Annotated in this window: 21 protein-coding genes; 20 read left to right on the plus strand and 1 reads right to left on the minus strand. The window is 68.6% G+C overall.

What is annotated here, in order from left to right:
* The first annotated feature begins 2 nt into the window (after window positions 1–2).
* The 5 genes from BM436_RS28595 to BM436_RS28615 are packed head-to-tail and all read left to right on the plus strand — an operon-like array spanning window position 3 to window position 4707.
* Entirely contained in the window at window positions 3–827 is an 825-nt protein-coding gene (locus BM436_RS28595) for a CoA-transferase subunit beta (protein ID WP_093559192.1), read from the plus strand.
* Window positions 828–837: 10 nt separating this feature from the next.
* Complete coding sequence (locus BM436_RS28600) at window positions 838–1590, plus strand: SDR family NAD(P)-dependent oxidoreductase (RefSeq protein ID WP_093559194.1); 753 nt, start codon at window positions 838–840, stop codon at window positions 1588–1590.
* 30 nt (window positions 1591–1620) lie between these two features.
* The gene (locus BM436_RS28605; RefSeq protein WP_093559196.1) at window positions 1621–3762 is read left to right on the plus strand and encodes an oxidoreductase; all 2142 of its coding nucleotides are present in this window, start codon (window positions 1621–1623) and stop codon (window positions 3760–3762) included.
* A gap of 32 nt (window positions 3763–3794) precedes the next feature.
* Complete coding sequence (locus BM436_RS28610; RefSeq protein ID WP_093559198.1) at window positions 3795–4268, plus strand: nuclear transport factor 2 family protein; 474 nt, start codon at window positions 3795–3797, stop codon at window positions 4266–4268.
* Window positions 4255–4707 carry a nuclear transport factor 2 family protein gene (locus BM436_RS28615; protein WP_093559199.1) on the plus strand — a complete coding sequence of 151 codons (453 nt, stop codon included), beginning with the start codon at window positions 4255–4257 and terminating at the stop codon, window positions 4705–4707. Before BM436_RS28610 ends, BM436_RS28615 begins: the two co-directional genes overlap by 14 nt.
* Window positions 4708–4844: 137 nt before the next feature.
* Here the strand turns inward: BM436_RS28615 and BM436_RS28620 are convergent, their stop codons facing one another.
* Window positions 4845–5840 (minus strand): flavin reductase, encoded by a 996-nt coding sequence (locus BM436_RS28620; protein ID WP_093559201.1) that lies wholly within the window; start codon window positions 5838–5840, stop codon window positions 4845–4847.
* Window positions 5841–6056: 216 nt separating this feature from the next.
* On the opposite strand from BM436_RS28620, the gene BM436_RS28625 reads away from it, so the two are divergent.
* From BM436_RS28625 to BM436_RS28695, 15 genes are all read left to right on the plus strand, one after another.
* Window positions 6057–7127 (plus strand): 3-ketosteroid-9-alpha-monooxygenase, oxygenase component, encoded by a 1071-nt coding sequence (locus tag BM436_RS28625; RefSeq protein WP_093559203.1) that lies wholly within the window; start codon window positions 6057–6059, stop codon window positions 7125–7127.
* A 4-nt stretch (window positions 7128–7131) separates the two neighbouring features.
* A complete protein-coding gene (locus tag BM436_RS28630; RefSeq protein WP_229490821.1) occupies window positions 7132–8334 on the plus strand; it encodes a helix-turn-helix transcriptional regulator in 1203 nt (400 codons plus the stop codon).
* 38 nt (window positions 8335–8372) lie between these two features.
* Window positions 8373–9575, plus strand: coding sequence for an acetyl-CoA C-acyltransferase (locus tag BM436_RS28635; RefSeq protein ID WP_093559205.1), 1203 nt, complete (start codon window positions 8373–8375; stop codon window positions 9573–9575).
* Window positions 9572–10660 carry an FAS1-like dehydratase domain-containing protein gene (locus BM436_RS28640; protein ID WP_093559207.1) on the plus strand — a complete coding sequence of 363 codons (1089 nt, stop codon included), beginning with the start codon at window positions 9572–9574 and terminating at the stop codon, window positions 10658–10660. The genes BM436_RS28635 and BM436_RS28640 overlap by 4 nt, the downstream gene beginning before the upstream one ends.
* 11 nt (window positions 10661–10671) lie before the next feature.
* Window positions 10672–11133 (plus strand): MaoC family dehydratase, encoded by a 462-nt coding sequence (locus BM436_RS28645; RefSeq protein ID WP_093559209.1) that lies wholly within the window; start codon window positions 10672–10674, stop codon window positions 11131–11133.
* A gap of 53 nt (window positions 11134–11186) precedes the next feature.
* Window positions 11187–12077 carry an SDR family NAD(P)-dependent oxidoreductase gene (locus BM436_RS28650; RefSeq protein WP_177307574.1) on the plus strand — a complete coding sequence of 297 codons (891 nt, stop codon included), beginning with the start codon at window positions 11187–11189 and terminating at the stop codon, window positions 12075–12077.
* 147 nt (window positions 12078–12224) lie between these two features.
* On the plus strand, window positions 12225–13079 hold the full coding sequence (locus BM436_RS28655) for an enoyl-CoA hydratase (protein ID WP_093559213.1): 855 nt from the start codon (window positions 12225–12227) through the stop codon (window positions 13077–13079).
* A gap of 45 nt (window positions 13080–13124) precedes the next feature.
* A complete protein-coding gene (locus BM436_RS28660) occupies window positions 13125–13910 on the plus strand; it encodes an enoyl-CoA hydratase family protein (protein ID WP_093559269.1) in 786 nt (261 codons plus the stop codon).
* A gap of 11 nt (window positions 13911–13921) precedes the next feature.
* Window positions 13922–15088, plus strand: a complete 1167-nt coding sequence (locus BM436_RS28665; protein ID WP_093559215.1) for an acyl-CoA dehydrogenase — start codon at window positions 13922–13924, stop codon at window positions 15086–15088.
* 8 nt (window positions 15089–15096) lie between these two features.
* On the plus strand, window positions 15097–16170 hold the full coding sequence (locus tag BM436_RS28670) for an acyl-CoA dehydrogenase family protein (protein ID WP_093559217.1): 1074 nt from the start codon (window positions 15097–15099) through the stop codon (window positions 16168–16170).
* 17 nt (window positions 16171–16187) lie between these two features.
* The gene (locus BM436_RS28675) at window positions 16188–17339 is read left to right on the plus strand and encodes an acetyl-CoA C-acetyltransferase (RefSeq protein WP_093559218.1); all 1152 of its coding nucleotides are present in this window, start codon (window positions 16188–16190) and stop codon (window positions 17337–17339) included.
* A gap of 21 nt (window positions 17340–17360) precedes the next feature.
* A complete protein-coding gene (locus BM436_RS28680; RefSeq protein ID WP_093559220.1) occupies window positions 17361–18239 on the plus strand; it encodes an SDR family oxidoreductase in 879 nt (292 codons plus the stop codon).
* Window positions 18236–19423 (plus strand): acyl-CoA dehydrogenase family protein, encoded by a 1188-nt coding sequence (locus tag BM436_RS28685; protein WP_093559222.1) that lies wholly within the window; start codon window positions 18236–18238, stop codon window positions 19421–19423. Before BM436_RS28680 ends, BM436_RS28685 begins: the two co-directional genes overlap by 4 nt.
* Window positions 19416–20636 carry an acyl-CoA dehydrogenase family protein gene (locus BM436_RS28690; protein WP_093559224.1) on the plus strand — a complete coding sequence of 407 codons (1221 nt, stop codon included), beginning with the start codon at window positions 19416–19418 and terminating at the stop codon, window positions 20634–20636. Before BM436_RS28685 ends, BM436_RS28690 begins: the two co-directional genes overlap by 8 nt.
* The gene (locus BM436_RS28695) at window positions 20633–21421 is read left to right on the plus strand and encodes an SDR family oxidoreductase (protein WP_093559226.1); all 789 of its coding nucleotides are present in this window, start codon (window positions 20633–20635) and stop codon (window positions 21419–21421) included. Before BM436_RS28690 ends, BM436_RS28695 begins: the two co-directional genes overlap by 4 nt.
* Window positions 21422–21441 lie beyond the last annotated feature (20 nt).

The raw sequence follows: 21441 nt of genomic DNA on the forward strand, positions 1-21441 counted from the left end.
CCATGACCAAGACTGACGACTTTACCCTGGCGGAACTGATGATCGCCGCCGCATCCGAGGCCTGGCGCGGCAACGGCGAGATTCTCGCCTCCGGCATCGGCGTCTTGCCGCGCATCGCCGCCGGCCTCGCCAAGTTGACCCATACGCCGGAATTGCTGATGACCGACAGCGAAGCCTATTTCGTCGAAGACCCGGTGCCGCTCGGGCCGCGCGGCGATTGGTCGCCCCGGTTCTCCGGCTGGATGCCGTACAGCCGCGTGTTCGACGGCGTGTGGCGCGGCCAGCGCCACGCGATGGTGGGGCCGACCCAGATCGACCGTTACGGCCAGGCCAACATCTCTTGCCTGGGCCAGTTCAGCCAGCCCAAGGTGCAGATGCTGGGGGCGCGCGGCTTTCCCGGCAATAGCATCAACCACATCAATTCCATGTTCGTGCCGGCCCACAGCAAGCGCGTGTTCGTGTCCGGCGAGGTGGACATGGTGGCCAGCGTCGGCTACAACCCGGCCCGCTGGCCGGACGGCGTGGCGCCGCGCTTCCTCGACCTGCGCCGCATCGTCACCGACCTGTGCGTGATGGACTTCGGCGGCGCGGCGCACGCGATCCGCGTGATCTCGCTGCATCCCGGCGTGACGCTGGACGAGGTGCGCGAGGCGACGGGTTTTCCGCTCGAGGCCGCGCCGGATTGCGCGCTCACGCCATCGCCCACCGGCGAGCAGCTCGACATCATCCGCAGGCTCGATCCGCACGATCTGCGCGGCGGCGTCCTGAAGAACAACCCACCGGGTCTGCGCCAAGCGCGGGCCGCATCCCGGACTCACTCAGCTTAAGGAGTATCACATGCGCTTCAAAGGAAAAATCGCCCTGGTGACAGGCGCCGCGTCCGGCATAGGCCGCGCCAGCGCGGTGCGGCTGGCGCGCGAGGGCGCCACGCTGGCGCTGGCCGACATCAACACGGCGGCGATCGAGGAAGTGGCCGCGGAACTGCGGCGCGCGCATGACACGACCGTGGCCTGTTTCGTGTTCGACGCCACCAACACCGACAGCTGCCGCGGCATGGTGTCGGCCGCAGCCGCCCATTTCGGCGCCATCGACGTGCTGTGCAACATCGCCGGCATCGCCGGCGGCTGGCATTTCCACGAGATGCCCCAGGCGGCATGGGACCGCATGGTCGCCATCAATCTGACCAGCGTGTTCGCCATTTCCCAGGAGGCGATCCCGCACCTGGTCAGGTCCAGGGGCAACATCGTCAATATGGCGTCGGCCTCGGCCAAGCAGGGCCAGCCCTACACCACGGCCTATTGCGCGACCAAGGCCGGCGTGGTGGCGCTGACGCGCTGCCTGGCGGTGGAGTATGCCAAGGATGGGGTGCGCGCCAACGCGATCTGTCCGGGCGGGGTGAACACGCCCATCAACCAGACGCTCAATTTCCCCACCGATATCGACGCCAAGATGATGGACAAGCTGTATCCGCTGTTCCCCATGGCCGAGCCGGAGGAGATCGCGGCGGCGGTGGCCTACCTGGCCTCGGACGAGGCGCGCTATGTGACCGGCATCGATTTCTCGATCGATGGCGGCCAGACCATGTCCTGACGCGGCACCCGCCTAGGAATCGACGACAATATGAGTACAGCCTTCCCACATCTGATGTCACCCGGCCGCATCGGCTCGATGGTGCTGAGGAACCGCATTTTCATGTCGCCCATGGGCTCGAACCTGGCCGAGCCGGAGGGGTATTGCGGGCAGCGCATCGCCAGCTATTACGCCGAGCGGGCCAAGGGCGGGGCCGCGATGGTGATCATGGGCTCGACCGGCGTGGCCTGGCCGCGCGGTTCGGGCAACCAGCAGCAGGTCGCGGTGTCCGACGACCGCTTCATCCCCGGCCTGAAGCTGGTGGCCGACGCGGTGCACGCGCACGGCGGCAAGATCGCCATGCAGTTGCAGCACGCCGGTCCGATCGCCGTCAACGAGCCCTTGCAGGGCCTGCCCCTGCTGGTGCCGTCCGTGCCCGAGGACAAGCCGTTCGACTGGCCGGTGGATTTGACGCCCCAGGAAAACAAGGACATGTTCGAGGCCTTCTTCGCGCCTGGCGTGGTCATCTCGCACCAGGAGGCCACCGAGGACGACCTGGAATGGGTGATCGCCTGCTTCGCCAGCGCGGCCATTCGGGCGCGCACGGCCGGCATGGATGGCGTGGAGATCCATGCCGGCCACGGTTACCTGATCTCGGCCTTCCTGTCGCCCGCGTCGAACCGCCGCACGGATCGCTGGGGCGGTTCGCTGGAAAACCGCGCGCGCCTGCTGGTCGAAGTCATCAAGCGGGTGCGCGCCGCGGTCGGCCCCGATTTTCCGGTCTGGTTCCGCTTCGATTCCCAGGAATACCTGCTCAACGACGGCATCACCTTGCAGGACGCGATCGAGACGGCGAAGCTGGCGCAGGACGCCGGCGCCGACGCGGTGCACGTCTCGGCCAACGCCGACAAGAGCAAGGGCATCAGCTTCTCCGAGGGGCACGCGACGCATTTTCCGGGCCACTTCACCGCCAACGCGGCGGCCATCAAGGCCGCGCTGACGATACCGGTGATCTGTCCGGGCCGCATCGAACCGGCGCTGGGAGAACGGCTGATCGCCGAAGGCAAGCTCGATTTCATCGCCATGGCGCGCAAGCTGCTGGCCGACCCCGAATTGCCCAACAAGCTGGGGGCGGGACGGCAGGACCTGGTGCGCCCGTGCATTTATTGCTACACCTGCATCAGCCAGATTTTCCTGGGCACCCATGTGCGCTGCGCCGTCAACGCGCAGACCGGTTATGAATCGATCGCCCCCATCATTCCGCTGGCCTCGCAACAGCGGCGCAAGCGGGTGCTGGTGGTCGGCGGCGGCCCCGGCGGCATGGAGGCGGCGCGCGTCGCCGCGCTGCGCGGGCACGACGTGCATCTGCACGAGTCCGGCGGGCGGCTGGGCGGGACCGTGTTCTTCTCGTCCATCGTCTACCCGGAGAACGGCGCCCTGATCACCTACCTGGCACGCCAAATGGAGGAATTGGGCGTGCGGGTCCACCTGCGCTCTACCGTGACCGTGGAGCTGGCCCGGGCGCTGAAGCCGGACGCCATCGTGGTGGCCACCGGGGCACGCCGCAGCCTGATCGAGCTCCCCGGCGCGGATTTGCCGCATGTGTTCAGCGGCGACGAGATGCGCGAGATGGTCACCGGCCGCTATGGCGCCACGCTGAAGCGCAAGCTGCCGCTGGGCGTGCGCGCCATGATCCGCGCAGGCAAGGCCTCCGGGATGCTGGAAAGCGCCGCGCGGATCCGCCGCCTGAGCAACTACTATCTGCCGATCGGCAAGGAGGTGGTGATCTATGGCGGCGGCCTGGTGGGCGTGGAACTGGCGGAGTTCCTGGCCGAGCGGCACCGCAAGGTCACGCTGATCGAGCCGGGTCCGAGCTTCGGCAAGGAATTGATGATGGTGCGCCGCTGGCGGCTGATGGACACGCTGCGCAAGGAAAAAGTGACCCTGTTGGCCGGCTGCGAGTTGCTCGCGATTACGCCGGGCGGTGTGGTGTACCGCACCAAGAACGGCCAGGAGCAGGCCCGCAAGGCCGACACCGTCATCATGGCGATCGGCGCCGAGCCGAGCGGCGCCGCGCTGACCGAGAGCCTGAGGGCGGTCTGCGCGGACGTGCACTGCATCGGCGATGCGAAGGAACTGGGTTATATAGACGGCGCCATCAAGAGCGGCAACCGCCTGGCGCTGGCGCTGTAAGGTGCCGGACCACACAGACGAATGGAGACCAAATGAACGACGATACAGCGCTACGGGCGCGCAACCGCGCGGCATTCGCCGCCATGCTGGGCCACCTGGGACGCAAGGAGTTCGACCAGTTCGAAGCCTACCTGGACGACAACGTCTTCCAGGACTGGCCGTACCGGCCCATCCCTTCGATGGCCGACAGCCTGGTGGGCCGCGGCGCGCTGCGCGGCTTCATCGAGCAAGCCACCGCCGATTTCGATCCCTACAATTACACGATCAGCCGCTTCCACGAGATGGCCGATCCGGACAGCCTGATCGTCGAATACAGTTCCAGGACGGTCTATCTGCCGCGCGCGGTGCCCTACGCCAACCAGTACCTGAGCATTCTGCGCTTCGCCGAGGGGAAAATCGTGTACTGGCGCGAGTATGTGAACCCGCTCATCATCAAGGAAGCCTTGCTCGATGACTTCGGCAAGACCATCGACGAGCGTGTGGGGCGGGGCCATGGAGCCGCTTGAGCGCCTGCTCGCCATCGAGGAGATCGGCAGGCTCAAGGCACGCTACTTCCGCCTGCTCGACACCAGGCAATGGGGCGAACTGGAGACCCTGTTCGCCGCCGACGCGGTGTTCGACATGCGCGAGGCGGCCGGCGGCGGCAGCGATGAGCGCGCGCTCGTGGTGGGCGCGTCCGCGATCGCCGCCTTCGTGCGCGGGGCCGTGGACGGACTGGTCACCGTGCACCACGGCCACATGCCTGAAATCGAGCTGCTGGCGCCGACCCGCGCCCGCGCCACCTGGGCCATGGAGGACCTGCTGCGCTGGCCCGGCGAAGCGGGCATCGCGCGCACCCTGCGCGGATACGGCCATTACCGCGACACGTACACGCGCATCGAGGGGCGCTGGGTGATACAGTCCAGTGCACTGAGCCGCTTGCTGGTGGACTTTTCGCCGGTGTAAGCCACCCGCCATCATCGGCGCCGGCATGAAAACCATCGTCATCGCCGGTGGCGGTGTCGGCGGCGTCGCTGGCGCCGGGTTGCGCCGCTACGCCTGGCCATCCGCCGCCGACGCGCTGCGCACCCGGGCTTGGACGGCTAGCTTGCCAGTGGACCCGGGGCGCAGACGTCCCACGGATGCGCCAGACCGGGGTCGGTGTGCGCGATGCACTGCTTCAGCAGGTTTTTCAGCGCCGTCATTTCCCATTCGCCACACTTCGCCACCATGTCCGCTTCCAGCGCCTTGGCCGCCGCCAGCACCTGCAACGTCGCCGCGCGCCCCTGGTCGCTCAGGCGGCACAGGCGTGATGGGCAGTCGCTCACGGTGAGCAGCCCGCGCGCGCCCAGCCCCTCCAGCAGCGCCGCGCTGACCGCGTGCCCGGTGTAGGCGAACGATTCGATCAGGTCGCTGGCCGGCCGGCCATCCCTCGCGCTCAGCACGGTCAAAACGAAGTATTCGGCGTCGCTCAGGCCATGCGCGCGCGCGTGCCCGCGCACCTGGCTGTAGAACTGGAAGTGCGCGCGCGCCAGCAGGTAGCCGATGAAGTTTTCGCTGAAACTCGCGTCCGAGGGCGGCGCGTCGCGGGAAAAAGCGTCCTTGTCGCTTTTCGACGCGGCGATGGCGTACTTCCCGCCGTGAAACACCAGCGGCGGGCTGTCGCTGCGGTCGAAGGCGCACACCTCGCCCACAAAAATGATGTGGTCGCCGCCATCGTAGCGGAAGGCGCTCTTGCACTGCAGGCGGGCGGTGCAGCCGGTCAGCAGCGGCACGCCGCCGGCGCCCGCCTCGGTCGCCACGCCGTGGAACTTGTCCTCGCCGCTCTTGGCGAAGCGGTTCGACAGCGCGTCCTGGTCGACCGACAGGATGTGCACCGCCCAATGGTCGCTGTCGTTGAAGGCCGCCAGGCTGCGCGAGGTCTTGGCCAGGCTCCACAACACCATGGGCGGATCAAGCGAGACGGAATTGAAGCTGTTGGCGGTGATGCCGACCGGCGCGCCATCGGCGGCGCGCGCGGTGATGATGGTGACACCGGTGGTGAAGGTGCCCAGCGTGCGGCGGAATTCGCGCTGGTCGAAAGGCTGGGGTATGGTCATCTGTGCTCCTGCGGGCGATGGACTGCGTTGCTGTGGCGATTTATCGGGCAAATCGTGGTGCCACCAGCGTAGTACGGCGCGCACGCGCAAGCATCGTCTTGTTGGACTAAACACCGCCGGTCGTCGTCCTTTCCCGCGTCGGCTTCATCCAATTGGACGATGCGCCGCGAGGGGCGCAGGGACAACAATCGTTCCATTCCAACCAGGAGCGAGACGATGAAACAAATTCCCATCATTGAGGCGAAACCCATCGCGGACCGCTACGCGCGCGGCTGGCATTGCCTGGGACTGGCCGCCGACTTCAAGGACGGCAAACCGCATACGCTGGAGATCTTCGGCGGCAAGCTGGTCGCCTTTCAGGGACAGGACGACGGCGCGATCCACATCCTGGACGCCCACTGCCCGCACATGGGCGCGGACCTGAGCATCGGCCAGGTCAAGGGCGACGCCATCCAGTGCCCCTTCCACCACTGGAGCTGGAACGGCGAAGGCAAGTGCGTGGACATCCCCTACTGCAAGCGCATCCCGCCGCGCGCCCGCACCCGCGCCTGGACCACCTGCGAGGAAAACAATCTGCTGTTCATCTACAACGACCCGGAAGGCAACCCGCCGCCGCCGGAGGTCGCGATCCCCCGCATTGACGCCTGCTTCAGTGGCGACTGGACGCCGTGGGTGACGAACCGCTGGCTGTTCAACACCAACTGCCGCGAGCTGGTGGACAACCTGGCCGACGAGGCGCATTTCGGACCCGTGCACAGCGCGCCCAACGACTATTTCGCCAACCTGTTCGAAGGCCACAAGGCGAGCCAGATCACCAAGGGCGGCAGCGCCACCTTGACCGAAGGCGGGCTGAGCACCTACAACACCTACTTCGGCCCGGCGTATCACATCACGCACATGGTGGCGCAGCAGGATGGGCAGACCATCGAATCGATCCTGCTCAACACCCACGTGCCGAAGGACCTGCACAGCTTCCACCAGTGCTTCGGCGTGATGGTCAAGAAGCTGCCGGGACTGGACGAGGAGCAGAACGACAACATTGCGCAAGCCTATTCGAAAGCGGTGTTCGACGCCTTCGCGCAGGACCAGGTCATATGGGACAGCAAGGTCCGCATCGACAATCCCATCCTGTGCGAGAACGACGGCCCCATCTACCAGTTGCGCCAGTGGTACGCCCAGTTCTACCAGGACGTGGCGGAGGTGGCGCCCGAGCAGCGCGAGCGCCGCCTGTTCGAGACGGTCAAGCGCTGCGACGCGCCGCCCGCCCATCACGTCTTCGAGGACTGAGTCCATGCAGGCGCCAGGCTCGCCGGAACAAACACCGCCCGCCGCGGACGTGATGGGGCTGGCCGCCGCGCACGCGGGCGGGGCCGAGGCCTTTGATCGCCTGGACACCCTGGTGGGCTTGATCTACGAGGGGGCGCTGGAGACGGTGCCGTGGACCAGCGCATTGAACATGGTGCGCGCCATGCTCGACGCCAACTGGGTGACGCTCACGCTGCGCCCGGCCTCGCCCAGCCAGTTGGGCCTGATTGTGCTGTCCGGGCACAATGGCGCGGTGCTGGCGCCCGACCCGTTTCTGAGCTACTACGCCTTCGCGATGGACCCTTTCGCCAATCTGCCCGACGGCGTGGTGCTGACGGTGGACGACGCGATCGGCGAGGAGCCCTGGATGACCAGCGAGTTCTACCATCAATTCGTGCGGCCGCACGACATCCGCTACATGGCCGGCGCCGACATCCGCACCGCCGAGGGCGTGGAATGCCGTTTCCGCGTGTGCCGGCCACCGTCGGGCAGCCAGTTCTCCCCGGCCGACAAGGCGCTGTGCCGGTTGCTGCTGCCGCATCTGCGCCGTTCGGTGCGGATGCACGCGCGGCTCGACCTGATCACGTCGGAGCGCGAGCTGTACGCCACCACCGTCAACAGCCTGCTGGTGGGGACCGTGTTGCTCGACAAGGCCGGCGCGATCATCAAGACCAACCGTGTCGCGGACGAGATTTTCGCCGAGCGCGACGGCATCGAACTGGCGCGCGGCGCGATGTACGCCAACTACGGCACCCAGAACCGCGAACTGCAGAGGCTGCTCAAGCAGGCGCTCGAACCGCCCGCGAAGACCAAACAGGTGCCGGACGCGATCTCGCTGACCCGCCCGTCCGGACGCGCGCGGCTTGGCGTGCTGGTGCGAAGGCTGCCTCCGGGGGAATGGTCCGAGGGCAACCAGGGGCCGGTCGCCGTGGTCTTCGTGCGCGACCCGGAGCGCAAGTCGCAAGCGTCGGCCGAGTTGATGCGCCGGCTGTTCGACCTGACGCCGGCGGAGGCGGCGCTGGCGCTGCTGCTGGCCAACGGGCTGGCGCTGGACGAGGCGGCCGACGAACTCGATATCCGCAAGAACACGGCGCGCGCGCAACTGCGCTCCATATTTTCCAAGACCGGCGTCACGCGCCAGACCGCGCTGGTGCACGTGTTGCTCAACAGTGTCATTTCGCTCCACTGAGCCGTGACCGGACACCCCCCAACCGAACGGAGTTATTCATGAAAGAAGCTGTCATCGTCGCCACCGCGCGCACGCCCATAGGCAAAGCCTACCGCGGCGCCTTCAACGACACCGAGGCCCCGCTGCTGGGCGGCCATGTGGTGCGCAGCCTGATCGAGCGCACCGGCGTCGCGCCGGACGAGATCGACGACGTGCTGATCGGCGCCGCCGCGCAGCAGGGCACCCAGGGCTACAACCTCGGACGCCTGTGCGCGCTGGCCGGCGGCTTGCCCCAGTCGGTCGCGGGCATGACCGTGGACCGTATGTGCGCCTCGGGCCTGATGACGATCGCGTCGGCCGCCAAGTCCATCATGTGCGGCGAGTATGAGCTGGCCATCGCGGGCGGCGTCGAGTCGGTCTCGCTGACCCAGAACAAATACAAGAACGCGCACCGCGCCCAGTCGCGTGCCGTGCTTGAGCGCGTCCCCGCCGCCTACATGCCGATGATCGAGACGGCTGAAGTGGTCTCGCGCCGCTACGGCATTTCACGCCAGGCGCAGGACGCCTACGCGCTGCAAAGCCAGCGGCGTCTCGCGGCGGCCCAGCAAGCCGGGCGTTTCGACGCGGAAATCGTGCCGCTCGCCACCAGTAAGCTGTTGTTCGACAAGGAGGGCGCGCCTGCCGGCAGCGAGCAGGTCACGCTGCGCCAGGACGAGGGCAACCGGCCCGACACCACGGCCGACAGCCTGGCCAAGCTCAAGCCGGTGTGGAAGGACGGCCAGACGATTCCAAGCGGCGAGTTCATCACGGCCGGCAACGCCTCTCAGCTGTCCGATGGCGCCTCGGCCATGCTGCTGATGAGCGGAGAGCAGGCCAGCCGGCGCGGTCTCGCGCCGCTGGGCGTCTATCGCGGCATGGCGGTGGCCGGCTGCGACGCCGACGAGATGGGCATTGGCCCGGTGTTCGCGATTCCCAAGTTGCTGCGGCGGCACGGCCTGACCGTGGCCGACATCGGCCTGTGGGAGATCAACGAGGCGTTCGCCTGCCAAGTGCTGTACTGCCGCGACCAGCTGGGCATTCCGGACCAGCGCTTGAACGTCAACGGCGGCGCGATCGCGATCGGCCATCCCTTCGGCATGTCGGGCGCGCGGCTGGCCGGGCACGCGTTGATCGAAGGGCGGCGCCAGGGCGTGCGCTATGTCGTGGTGTCGATGTGCGTCGGCGGCGGCATGGGCGCCGCCGCCTTGTTCGAGGTCCTGTGAGCACGGGCACGGCGCCGGCGGCGGAGTTCGAGCGTCGCCTGCTGGGCATGGTGGGCCGCGAGTATGGCCCCGTGTACGCGTGGGACGAGGTCAACCGGCCGATGATACGGCACTGGTGCGCCGCCACCGGCAACCGCCATCCCGCCTATCTCGATCCGGATTCACCGGCGGCGCGGCGCCATGGCGGCCTGGTGGCGCCGCCGACCATGCTGCAGGTTTGGCTGATGCCGGGTCTGGAGGGGCATCCCGCGCCGGATTCCGCCGAGCAGGGGCCGGAAGAACTGATGGCGTTGCTGGCGCGCGCTGGCTACACCTCGTCCGTGGGCGTGAATTCGGAGCAGGAGTACCGGCGCTATCTGCGGCCGGGCGACCGCCTGCACTGCGTCACGACGCTCGCCGCGATCAGCGCCCTCAAGGTCACGGCGCTCGGTCCGGGCTATTTCGTCACGCTGGCGCTGGACATGCGCGACCAGGACGGCGAGACCGTGGGGACGATGCGTTTCCGTCAACTGGTTTATCAGCCGGCGGCGGCCGGGCAAGCGGCGACGGGGGACGAGCGGCAGGCCAGGGGCGCCGCGCCGGAAGGGACGGGACGGCGGGCGCCCGCTGTCGCACCGCTGGCCGCGCGCGTGGCGGCGCGGGCGGCGCCGCCCGCCACGTCGCGCTCCGCGCCGCCGCCCGCCATGTCGCGCTCCGCGCCACCGCGCGTTGGCGACGCGTTGCCGGAACTGCCGATACCGGTCACGCTGACCGGCATCATCGCCGGCGCCATCGCCACGCGCGACTTCCATCCGGTGCATCACGACGTGGCGGCCGCGCAACTGCTGGGCATGCCGACCATCTTCATGAACATCCTGACCACCAACGCGTGCATCGAGCGCCATGTGTACGAATGGGCGGGCGATGGCGCGATCCTCGAATCGGTCTCGTTCAAGCTGGGCACGCCCAATTTCGCCGGCGACCTGATGACGATGTCCGGCTCGGTGCGCGCGGTGGACGCCGCCGGCCGCGTCGAGCTCGGCCTGCGCGGTATCAACGCGCGCGGCACCCACGTGGACGCGGTGGCGCGTCTGCGCCTGGTCTGACGGAGCCACGCATGGCTTACCTCCACTACTGGGAAGACTTCCCGGTCGGCAGCGTGCGCGACTTCGCGCCGCGCACGCTGGAACGGGAAGATGTCTTGGACTTCGCGCGGCGCTACGATCCGCAGCCTTTCCATATCGACGACGGCGCGGCGCGGGCGTCGCAATTCGGCGGTCTGATCGCCAGCGGCTGGCATGTGTGCGCGTTCGCCATGCGGATGTTGTGCGACGGCGATCTGCTGGCCACGGCGGGCATGGGATCGCCCGGCGTCGAAACCATACGCTGGCGCGCCCCCGCACGCCCGGGCGACCACCTGCGGCTGCGCTCGACCGTGATGCAGGCGCGTTTGCTCAAGAGCCGCCCAGGCGTCGGGCTGCTGCTGACGCGCTGGGAAATGCACAACCAACGCGACGAATTGGTGATGACGATGGAGGGCTACGGCATGGTGGCGTGCCGCGGCGCGCATGCGGACTGAAAGGAGAGGAAATGGGCCACAAAACAGGGCGGTTTGAGGGGCAGGTCGCGATCGTGACCGGAGCGGGCACGGGGCTGGGCAGAGCGTACGCGCTGCTGCTGGCGGCCGAAGGGGCGCGGGTGGTCGTCAATGGTCCCGCGCTCGATGGCGCGCCATCGGGCGCGCCCGCGGTGGCGGCGGAAATCCACGCGCTCGGTGGCATGGCGGTGCCGGACCTGCACGACGCCACGCGCGATGCGACCGAGATCGTGATGTCCGCCATGGACGCCTGGGGACGGGTGGATATCGTTATCAACAATGCCGGCGCCACCGATGGCGGCGGCGTCGACGAGATGCCGCCCGGGCGCCTGCAACGGCTGGTTGACGTCAATTTCCTGGCCTCGGCCGCCGTGCTGCGCGCGGCCTGGCCGGTTTTCAAGCGGCAGCGCTACGGCCGCGTGGTCAACACGGCATCGGGTTCGATTCTAGGCCTGCCGGGATGCTACGCCTACCAAGCCAGCAAGGCCGCCGTGGTCGGGTTGACGCGGGCCTTGGCGTTCGACGGCGCGCCGCATGGTATCAAGGTCAACGCGGTCTGTCCGGTGGCGTGGACGGCGATGACCGAGGGCATCCCCGATCCGGCCTTCAGGCGCTTCCTGGTCGAGCGTTTCGATCCAGCCCTGGTGGCGCCATTCGTGGGGGCCCTGGCCTCGCGCGATGCGCCGTGCAGCGGCGAGTTGTTCTCGGCCGGCGGCGGGATCGCGGCGCGCGTGGTGCTCGGCTTCACCCCCGGCTACGTGCCGGAAGGTGCGGCCGGCATCGCCGACTATCTCGACAATTTCGACGCCATTTGCGCCACCGATGGCCTGGTGGTGGCAGGCGGTGCGATGGAGGAGGTGGCGTACCGCGCGCGCCAACTGGGCGCCGACTTGACCGATCCCACGCTGGGTGTCCCCGCACCCTGAGGTACGCCGCCCGGTACCACGTCGCGTGACCGTGCGGTTTTTAATCCTATTGGACGATGCAATGAATCGACGCTCGGCGTGACAATGGTTCCATGCTGAATAGTCCCTGGCGCCAGCCGGGACCCAACCCACAACAAGGCGGTGACCATGCAGGAGCAAGAAGACGAGGTCGTGCTGTACGAGGCGAGCGAAGGTATCGCCACGATCACCATGAACCGGCCCGAGTACCACAACGCGCAGAATTCGCGCATGACCTATGCGCTGGACCGTTGCTTCCAGCGCGCCGTCAACGACGACGAGGTCAAGGTGATCCTGCTGCGCGGCGGCGGCAAGCATTTCTCCGCCGGCCACGACATCGGCACCCCCGGCCGCGATATCGACCGCACTTTCGAGCGCGCCTCGCTGTGGTACGACCACGTCGGCAAGCCCGGCGGCGAAATGCTGTATGCCCGCGAACAGGAAGTCTACCTGGGCATGTGCCGGCGCTGGCGCGACCTGCCCAAACCGACCATCGCCGTGGTGCAGGGCGCGTGCGTCGCCGGCGGGCTGATGCTGGCTTGGGTGTGCGATCTGATCGTCGCCTCGGAAGACGCCTTCTTTTCCGATCCCGTGGTGCGCATGGGCATACCGGGCGTCGAATACTTCGCGCATCCGTTTGAAATGGCGCCGCGCATCGCCAAGGAATTCCTGTTCCTCGGCGAGCGCATGCCGGCGGCGCGCGCCTACGACGTGGGCATGGTCAACCGGGTGGTGGCGCGCGACCGGCTCGACGCCGAGAGCCGCGAACTGGCGACGCGCGTCGCCCGCATGCCGCGGGTGGGACTGATGCTCAGCAAGCAGGCGATCAATCACGCCGAGGATCTGGGTGGCAAGCGGTCGGCGATGGACGCCGCCTTCGCCTGGCACCACTTCGCGCACACCCACAACGAACTGGTGTCCGGCAACAAGCTGGGCGGCTATGACGCCAAGTCGATGGCGAAGTCGCAGCGCCAGGATGGCTAAGCCATCGCGCCCCATCAACCAATGACCGGCAACCGGAGCAACGCAATGTCCACATCCCTGGCTACACCCGCGGCAGCCACGCCATTTCACACCACCATCAACGACGGCGTCGCCGAGCTGGTGATCCGCCATCCCCCGGTCAACGCGCTCGACAGCGCAGGCTGGTTCGCGCTGGCGGCCGAACTCGATGCGCTCGGGCGCGACGACGCCGTCAAGGTCGTGGTCCTGCGCGCCGAGGGCCGCGGCTTTTGCGCCGGCGTCGACATCAAGGAACTGGCCGCGCGGCCGGAAATGATCGCGGCCGTGAACCGCGGCAATTACGAGACCTTCCGCGCCATCCACCGCAACCGGGTGCCGGTCATTGCGGCCGTGCACGGTTTTGTGCTGGGCGGCGGCATCGGCATCTGCGGCGCGGCCGACATCGTCATCGCGGCCGAGTGCGCGACCTTCGGCGTGCCCGAGATCGACCGCGGCGCGATGGGCGGCGGCGCCCACTTGCAGCGATTGTTCCCGGTGCAAAAGGTGCGCCACATGTACTTCACCGGCGAGCCGATCACCGCGCACGAGGCCTACCGTCTGGGCTCGGTCGAGCGTGTCGTGCCGCGCGAGGCGCTGCGCGACACCGCCCTGGCGATCGCGCGCACCATCGCCGCCAAGAGCGCACGCATGGTGGCGCTGGCCAAGGAATCGCTGAACGGCGTCGAGGACGGCGACCTCGAGGATAAATACCGCTGGGAGCAGGGCTTCACGCTGGAAGCCTACCTGAGCGCCGACTCGGGCGAATCCCGGCACGCGTTCGCGCAAAAGCGCGCCCCCCAATTCACGTCCTAAGCGAGGAGCCCATGGATCTGCAATACACGGCGCGGCAGCAAGCCTTCCGCGCGGAAATCCGCACCTGGCTGGCCGCCAATGCGCCTTCCCGGCCGCTGGCCAGTTTCGACACGCCGGAGGGCTTCAAGCAGCACCGCGCATGGGAGCGCGCGCTGTATTCGGGCCGCTGGAGCATGGTGACCTGGCCGGTCGAGCTGGGCGGGCGCGGATGCGACCTGATCGAGTGGCTGATCTTCGAGGAGGAGTACTGGCGCGCCGGCGCGCCGCTGCGCGTGAACCAGAACGGTGTCTTCCTGCTGGGGCCGACCCTGATGGAATACGGAACGCCCGAGCAGAAGCGGCGCTTCCTGCCGCGCATCGCCAGCGGCGACGACATCTGGGCGCAGGGCTGGTCCGAGCCGAACGCGGGATCGGACATGGCGGCGATCCGCTGCACCGCCCGGCGCGAGGGCGAGCACTACGTCATCAACGGCCAGAAGACATGGTCGACGCGCGCCGCCTGGGCCGACTGGACCTTCGGCCTGTTCCGCAGCGACGCCGCGTCGCAGCGCCACCACGGCTTGACCTTCCTGCTGGTGCCGCTGGATGCGGCCGGCGTGACCGTCAAGCCGATCCGCCAGCTCAACGGCCTGCCCGGCTTCGCCGAGATCTTTTTCGACGACGTGCGGGTGCCGGTCGATCACCGCATCAGCGAGGAGGGCGATGGCTGGAACGTGGCGATGGCGACCGCCGGCTTCGAGCGCGGCCTGATGCTGCGCTCGCCGGCGCGCTTCCAGGCCACGGCCCAGGCGCTGGTCGAACTCTACCAGCGCAACCGCGCCACGGCCGACCGCGACCCGGCGCTGCGCGACGCGGTGCTGCGCGCCTGGATGGACGCCGAGGCCTACACGCTGGCCACCTACCGCACCGCCGGCCTGCTGAAGAAGGGCAGGAAGATCGGCCCGGAGTCGAGCACCAACAAGATCTTCTGGTCCGAACTGGACCAGAACATGCACGAGACCGCGATGCACATCCTGGGCGCGCGCGCCGAATTGCTGCCGCACGCGCCGGAGGCGGCCGGCGTCGGCGCCTGGCTGGACGGGTTCCTGTTCGCCCAGGCGGGCCCCATCTACGCTGGCACCAACGAGGTGCAGCGCAACATCATCGCCGAGCGCATGCTCGGCATGCCACGCTCCTGAGGACAGCCATGGACTTCACTTTCACACCAGACCAGCGCGAATTCCGGCAGGCGATGTGCAATTACCTGATGAACGAGACCACGCCGGAACTGGCGCGCGAATTGTGGGAAACCGACAGCGGCCGCTGCCCGGCCATGTGGTCCAAGTTCGCCGAGCAGGGGCTGACCGGCCTGTCGGTGCCGGAGCAGTACGGCGGCTTGGGCTGCGGCGACGTCGACTGGGTGCTGCTGGCGCAGGACCTCGGCTATTACGCCGTGCCGGACTCGCTGCTGGCCACCGCCTATGTCGCCGTCGGCCTGCTGAACGCCTTGCCGGAAGACGCGCCGGCGCGCGCGGCTTGGCTGCCCGGCGTGGTCGACGGCAGCGTGCGCATCGCGGTCGGCCACCCGGTCGAGCCGCTGGTGGCCGACGCGCACGTGGCCGACATGCTGCTGCTGCCGCACGCCGGCGAGGTGCACGCGGTGCCGGCGGCGGCGGTGCGGCTGACGCTCAACCCCAGCATCGATCCCGCCCGGCGCCTTTACCGCGTCGAGTGGGAGCCGTCGGCCGCGACCCGCGTCGCGGACGCCGCCAGCGGGACGGCGCTGTGGGCGCAGGCCCTGAACCGCGGCGCGTTGGCGGCCGCCGCCCAGATGCTGGGACTGACCCAGCGCATGCTGGACCTGGCGATCGACTACAGCGCGCAGCGCAAGCAGTTCGGCAAGCCGATCGGCTCCTTCCAGGCGGTCAAGCACCATCTGGCCGACGTCGCCGTGAAGGCCGAATTCGCCCGCCCGGTCGCCTTCCGGGCCGCGCACGCCTTGGCCCACGCGCATCCGCTGAGCGACGCCTTCGTTTCGCACGCCAAGCTGGCCGCCGGCGAGGCGGCCTGGCTGGCCGCGCGCAAGGCGATCCAGGTGCACGGGGCGATGGGCTACACCTGGGAAATGGATTTGCAGATGTTTATGAAGCGCGCCTGGGTGCTCGATCCCAGCTGGGGCGACCGCGGCTTCCACAAGCAGCGCGTGGCGGAACTGGTGCTGGGCGGGAAGACCCCGCTGGGGCCCGGCGCCACCTTCGACCCCTCTCCAACGAATGACTGAACAACCAAGGAACAAACATGGCTGAAGCTTATATTGTAGACGCGCTGCGCACCCCGACCGGGCGCCGCCGCGGCGCGCTGGCGGCGACCCACCCGGCGGACCTGGGCGCGCACGTGCTCAAGGCGCTGGTCGAACGCAACGGTGTGCCGGCGGGGGAGTACGACGACGTCATCTTCGGCTGCGTCGACGCGGTCGGCCCCAATGCGGGCGTGATCAGCCGCACCTCGTGGCTGGCGGCCGGCCTGCCGATGCACGTGCCCGGCACGGTGATCGACCGCGCCTGCGGCTCGTCGCAGCAGGCGCTGCATTTCGCCGCGCAGGCCGTCATGAGCGGCACCCAGGACGTGGTGATCGCCGGCGGCGTGCAGAACATGAGCTGCGTGCCGATCGCCTACGCGATGACGGCGGCCGAGCCGCTGGGCTATACCGACCCGTTTTCCGGCAGCGCCGGATGGAGGGCGCGCTTCGGCGACCAGCCGGTGAACCAGTTCTACGCGGCCCAGATCATCGCCGACAAATGGGGACTGTCGCGCGAGGCGATGGAGCGTTTTTCCCTTGAGAGCCACGAGCGCGCGCTGCGCGCGGTCGCCGAGGGCCGCTTCGAGCGCGAGATCGTGCCGATCGGCGGGTTCGCGCGGGACGAGACGCCACGCCAGAGCTCGCTTGAAAAGATGGCCACGCTGGAGCCGGTGATGCCTGCCTATCCGGCCATTACGGCGGCCGTGTCGAGCCAGACCAGCGACAGCGCGGCCGCGCTGCTGATCGTGTCCGAGGCGGCGCTCAAGCGCTACGGTCTGACGCCGCGCGCCCGCATCCACCATATGAGCGTGCTGGCCGACGATCCGATCTGGCACCTGACGGCGCCGATCCCGGCCACCCGCGCCGCGCTGAAAAAGGCCGGCATGAGCCTGAACGACATCGACCTGGTGGAGATCAACGAGGCGTTCGCCTCGGTGGCCATGGCCTGGCTCAAGGAGCTGGACTACCCGCACGCGCGCACCAACGTCAACGGCGGCGCGATCGCACTGGGCCACCCGCTGGGCGCCTCCGGCGCGCGCCTGATGACGACCCTGCTGCACGAGCTGGAACGCACCGGTGGCCGCTACGGCCTGCAGACCATGTGCGAGGGCGGCGGCCAGGCCAACGTCACCATCATCGAACGACTGTAACACCGACGAGAGGATAGCAATATGGGAATCTGTGAACAACGCACCGTCATCATCACCGGCGCCGGCGGCGGCCTGGGGCGCGCCTACGCGCTGGCCTTCGCCGCCGAGGGCGCCAACGTGGTGGTGAACGACATCCGGGCCGAGGCCGCCGAGGCGGTGGTGGCCGAGATCGCCGGCCAGGGCGGCCAGGCGCTGGCCAATGCCGACGACATCACCCGCGCGGTCACCGCGCAGCGCATTGTCGACGCGGCCGTGGCGCGCTTCGGCGACGTGCATGTGCTGGTCAACAACGCCGGCAACCTGCGCGACCGCCTGTTCGTCAACATGAGCGAACAGGAATGGGACGAGGTGATGGCGGTGCACCTGCGCGGCCACTTCGTCCTGGCCAACCTGCTGGCCAGGCGCTGGCGCGAACAGTCCAAGGCGGGCGCCGCGCCGCGGGCGCGCATCATCAACACCAGCTCCGGCGCCGGGCTGCAAGGCTCGGTGGGCCAGGCCAATTACGCCACGGCGAAGGCGGGCATCTGCGCGCTGACGCTGGTGCAGGCCGCCGAATTGGCGCGCTACGGCGTCACGGCCAACGCCATCGCGCCGGCCGCCCGCACCGCGATGACGGAGAGCGCCATGCCGGACATGGTGAAAAAGCCGGAGGACGGCAGCTTCGATTTCTGGGACCCGGCCAATGTGGCGCCGCTGGTGGTCTGGCTGGGCAGCGCGCAATCGGGCCACGTCAGCGGCCGCGTGTTCGAGGCATCGGGCGGCAAGCTGTCGCTGGCCGACGGCTGGCGCACCATGCCGGGCGTGGACAAGGGCGGGCGCTGGCAGCCCGCCGAACTGGGCCAAGTCGTCGATGGCCTGATCGAGCAGGGCGTGGCGCCGCAGAAGGTATACGGCACATGAAGACGCTGGCGGACTTCGCATTGGACGCGGACCAGCAGATGATCCGCGAATCGGCCGAGGCCTTCCTGGCCGAGAACTGCAGCTCGGAGGCGGTGCGGCGGGCGATGGAATCGGAGCTCGGCTACGACCCGGCGCTGTGGCGGCGCATCGGCGCCGAACTGGGCTGGTGCGCAACAGCCATCCCCGAGCGCCACGGTGGCCTGGGACTGTCCTGGATCGAGCTGACCCTGCTGATGGAGCGCATGGGGCAGCGGTTGTTGTGCTCGCCCTATCTGGCCACCGTCTGCCTGGCCGCCAGCGCCCTGCTGGAGGCCGGTGGCGAGGCGGGACAGGCGCGCTACCTGCCGGCCATCGCGGACGGCGGCTTGACCGCCACGCTGGCGCTGGCCGATCGCGGCGTGGAGTGGAAGCCGGAGGCGCTCAGCTGCCGCGCCACGGCGCGCGATGGCGGCTTTGTGCTGGACGGCGCGTTCCGTCACGTGCCGGACGGCGCTCACGCGCAATTGTTGCTGGTTCCGGCTTGGCTAGATGGCGAACTGGCGCTGTTCGCGCTGGACGGGGACACGGCCGGCGTGCGGCGGCGCGAGCACGCCAATATCGATCGCACCCGCCGGGTGGCTGAAATACGCGTGGAAGGGGCCGCGGTGCCCGCCGACGCCCTGCTGGCGCGCGGCCCGGCCGTGGCGGTCGGGCTGGCGCGCGCGGCCGCGCTGGCGGCCATCGCGCTGGCCGCCGAACAGCTGGGCGGGGCCCAGCAATGCCTCGACCTGACGCTGACGTACACGGCCGAGCGGGTCCAGTTCGGCCGCACGGTCAATTCATTCCAGGCGGTCAAGCACCGCTGCGCCGAAATGATGGTGCGCATCGAGGCCGCCCGTTCCGCCGTGTATGGCGCGGCCCGGGTGGCCAGCGCGGGGGCCGACACCGGCGCCTTGCTGCTGGAGGCGGCCTGCGTCAAGGCGTTCGCCTCCGAGGCGTTCTATTTCTGCGCGCAGGAGGCGATCCAGCTGCATGGCGGCGTCGGTTTCACCTGGGAGTACGACCCGCAGTTGTACTTCAAACGGGCCCAGGCCGGCAGCCAATGGCTGGGCAGCATCGACGGCATGCGCGAACGCGCGGCCGCCGCCTTGCTTGACCACGGCGCCGATCATGGCGCCCGCAACATGGAGGAGCAGCATGCATAACGAACCCCATATTGACGTTTCGTCCCCGGATCAAGCGTTCCGCGCCGAGGTGGCGCAGTGGATGGCGACCCACCTGACCGGCAAGTTCGCCTGCCTGCGCCACCGGGGCGGCGCGGGCGACGAGGACGCCTACCCGGAATTGCGCAAGGAGTGGGCGCAACTGCTGGCGCGCGACGGCTGGAACTGCGTCGGCTGGCCGGAACAATACGGTGGACGCGGCCTGTCGGTGGCGCGCCAGATCATCTTCCACGAGGAGTATGCGCGCGCGGGCGGTCCTGGCCACATGGGGCACCTGGGCGAAACCCTGCTCGGTCCGACCTTGATCGCATACGGCAGCGAGGAGCAGAAGCGGCGTTTCCTGCCCGGCATCGTGGCCGGCACCGAGTACTGGTGCCAGGGCTACTCGGAGCCCGGCGCGGGGTCCGACCTCGCCAACGTGCAGACCCGCGCGCGGCGGGATCCGGCCAGCGGCGAATGGATCATCGATGGCCAGAAGGTCTGGACCTCGCTGGCGCACGAGTCGCAATGGATCTTCGTGGTGGCCCGCTGCGAGCCGGGATCGCGCGGCCACGCCGGCTTGATCTTCCTGCTGGTGCCGCTGGCGCAGCCGGGCGTGGAGGTGCGGCCGATCCGCCAGATCACCGGCAGCTGTGAATTCAACGAGGTGTTCTTCGACGGCGCACGCACTGGCGCGCAGAACGTGGTCGGCGCGCCGGGGCAGGGCTGGAAGGTGGCCATGGCGCTGCTGGGTTTCGAGCGCGGCCTGTCCTGGATCGGCATGCAGACCCACTTCGAACACCAACTGGCGTTGATCTGCAAGGCCGCGCGTGAAAGCGGCAGCGACCGCGATCCGGCCATCCGGGCGCGCATCGGCCAGGCCTGGATGGGCTTGAAGGTGATGCACTACAACACCCTGCGCACGCTGTCGGGCGGCGACGACGGCAGCCTGTCGCGCGAGGCCTACATCATCAAGTACTACTGGTCCAACTGGCACCGGGACCTGGGCAAACTGGCGATGGACGCGATGGGCGCCGATGGCGACATCCTGATCGACGATTTCTCCCGCACCCGCTTGCAGCAGGTGTTCCTGTTCAGCCGCTCCGACACCATCGTCGCCGGCACCAATGAAATCCAGCTCAACATCATCGCCGAGCGCGCGCTGGGCATGCCCAGGGAAGCGCGCCCGCAAACACAAGAAAAGGCGGCACCATGAGTATCTCGATCCCGGAATACGTTCCCGGCCACGCCCTGTTGAAGGGCAAATCGGTGCTGGTCACGGCCGCCGCCGGTGGCGGCATCGGCTATTCGGCCGCCCAGCGTTGCGCGGAGGAGGGCTGCCGCGCGCTGATGATCTCCGACGTGCATCCGCGCCGGCTGGAGGAGGCCGTCGCGCGCCTGCGCCAGGACACCGGCCTGCGGGAAGTGTATGGCCAGCTGTGCGACGTCACCCAGGAGGACCAGGTGCGGGCGTTGGTGAACGCGGCCGAGGAGCGCCTGGGTGGCACCGACGTGTTGTTCAACAATGCCGGCCTTGGCGGCCAGAAGCGCGTGACCGAAATGAGCGACGACGAGTGGCTGCGCGTGATCGACGTCTCGCTGACCGGCACCTTCCGCATGACGCGCGCGATGCTGCCGGCGATGCAGGCGCGCGGGCGCGGCGCCATCATCAACAACGCCTCTGTGCTGGGTTGGCGCGCGCAGAAGGAACAGGCCCACTACGCCGCGGCCAAGGCCGGGGTGATGGCGCTGACGCGTTGCAGCGCGCTGGAGGCGGCCGAGTACGGCGTGCGCATCAACGCGCTGGCGCCCAGCATCGCGATGCACGCCTACCTGAAGAAGACCGCGTCGGAGGACTTGCTGGCCAGGCTGGCCGCGCAAGAGGCGTTCGGCCGTCCGGCCGAGGTGTGGGAAATGGCCAACATCATGGTGTTCCTGGCCAGCGATTATGCCTCCTACATGGTGGGCGAGGTGATCTCCGCCAGCAGCCAGCGCGCATGACGTTCAACCATATCAGGAGC

It is taken from the genome of Pseudoduganella namucuonensis, from assembly GCF_900116645.1.
Lineage (GTDB): Bacteria > Pseudomonadota > Gammaproteobacteria > Burkholderiales > Burkholderiaceae_D > Rugamonas > Rugamonas namucuonensis.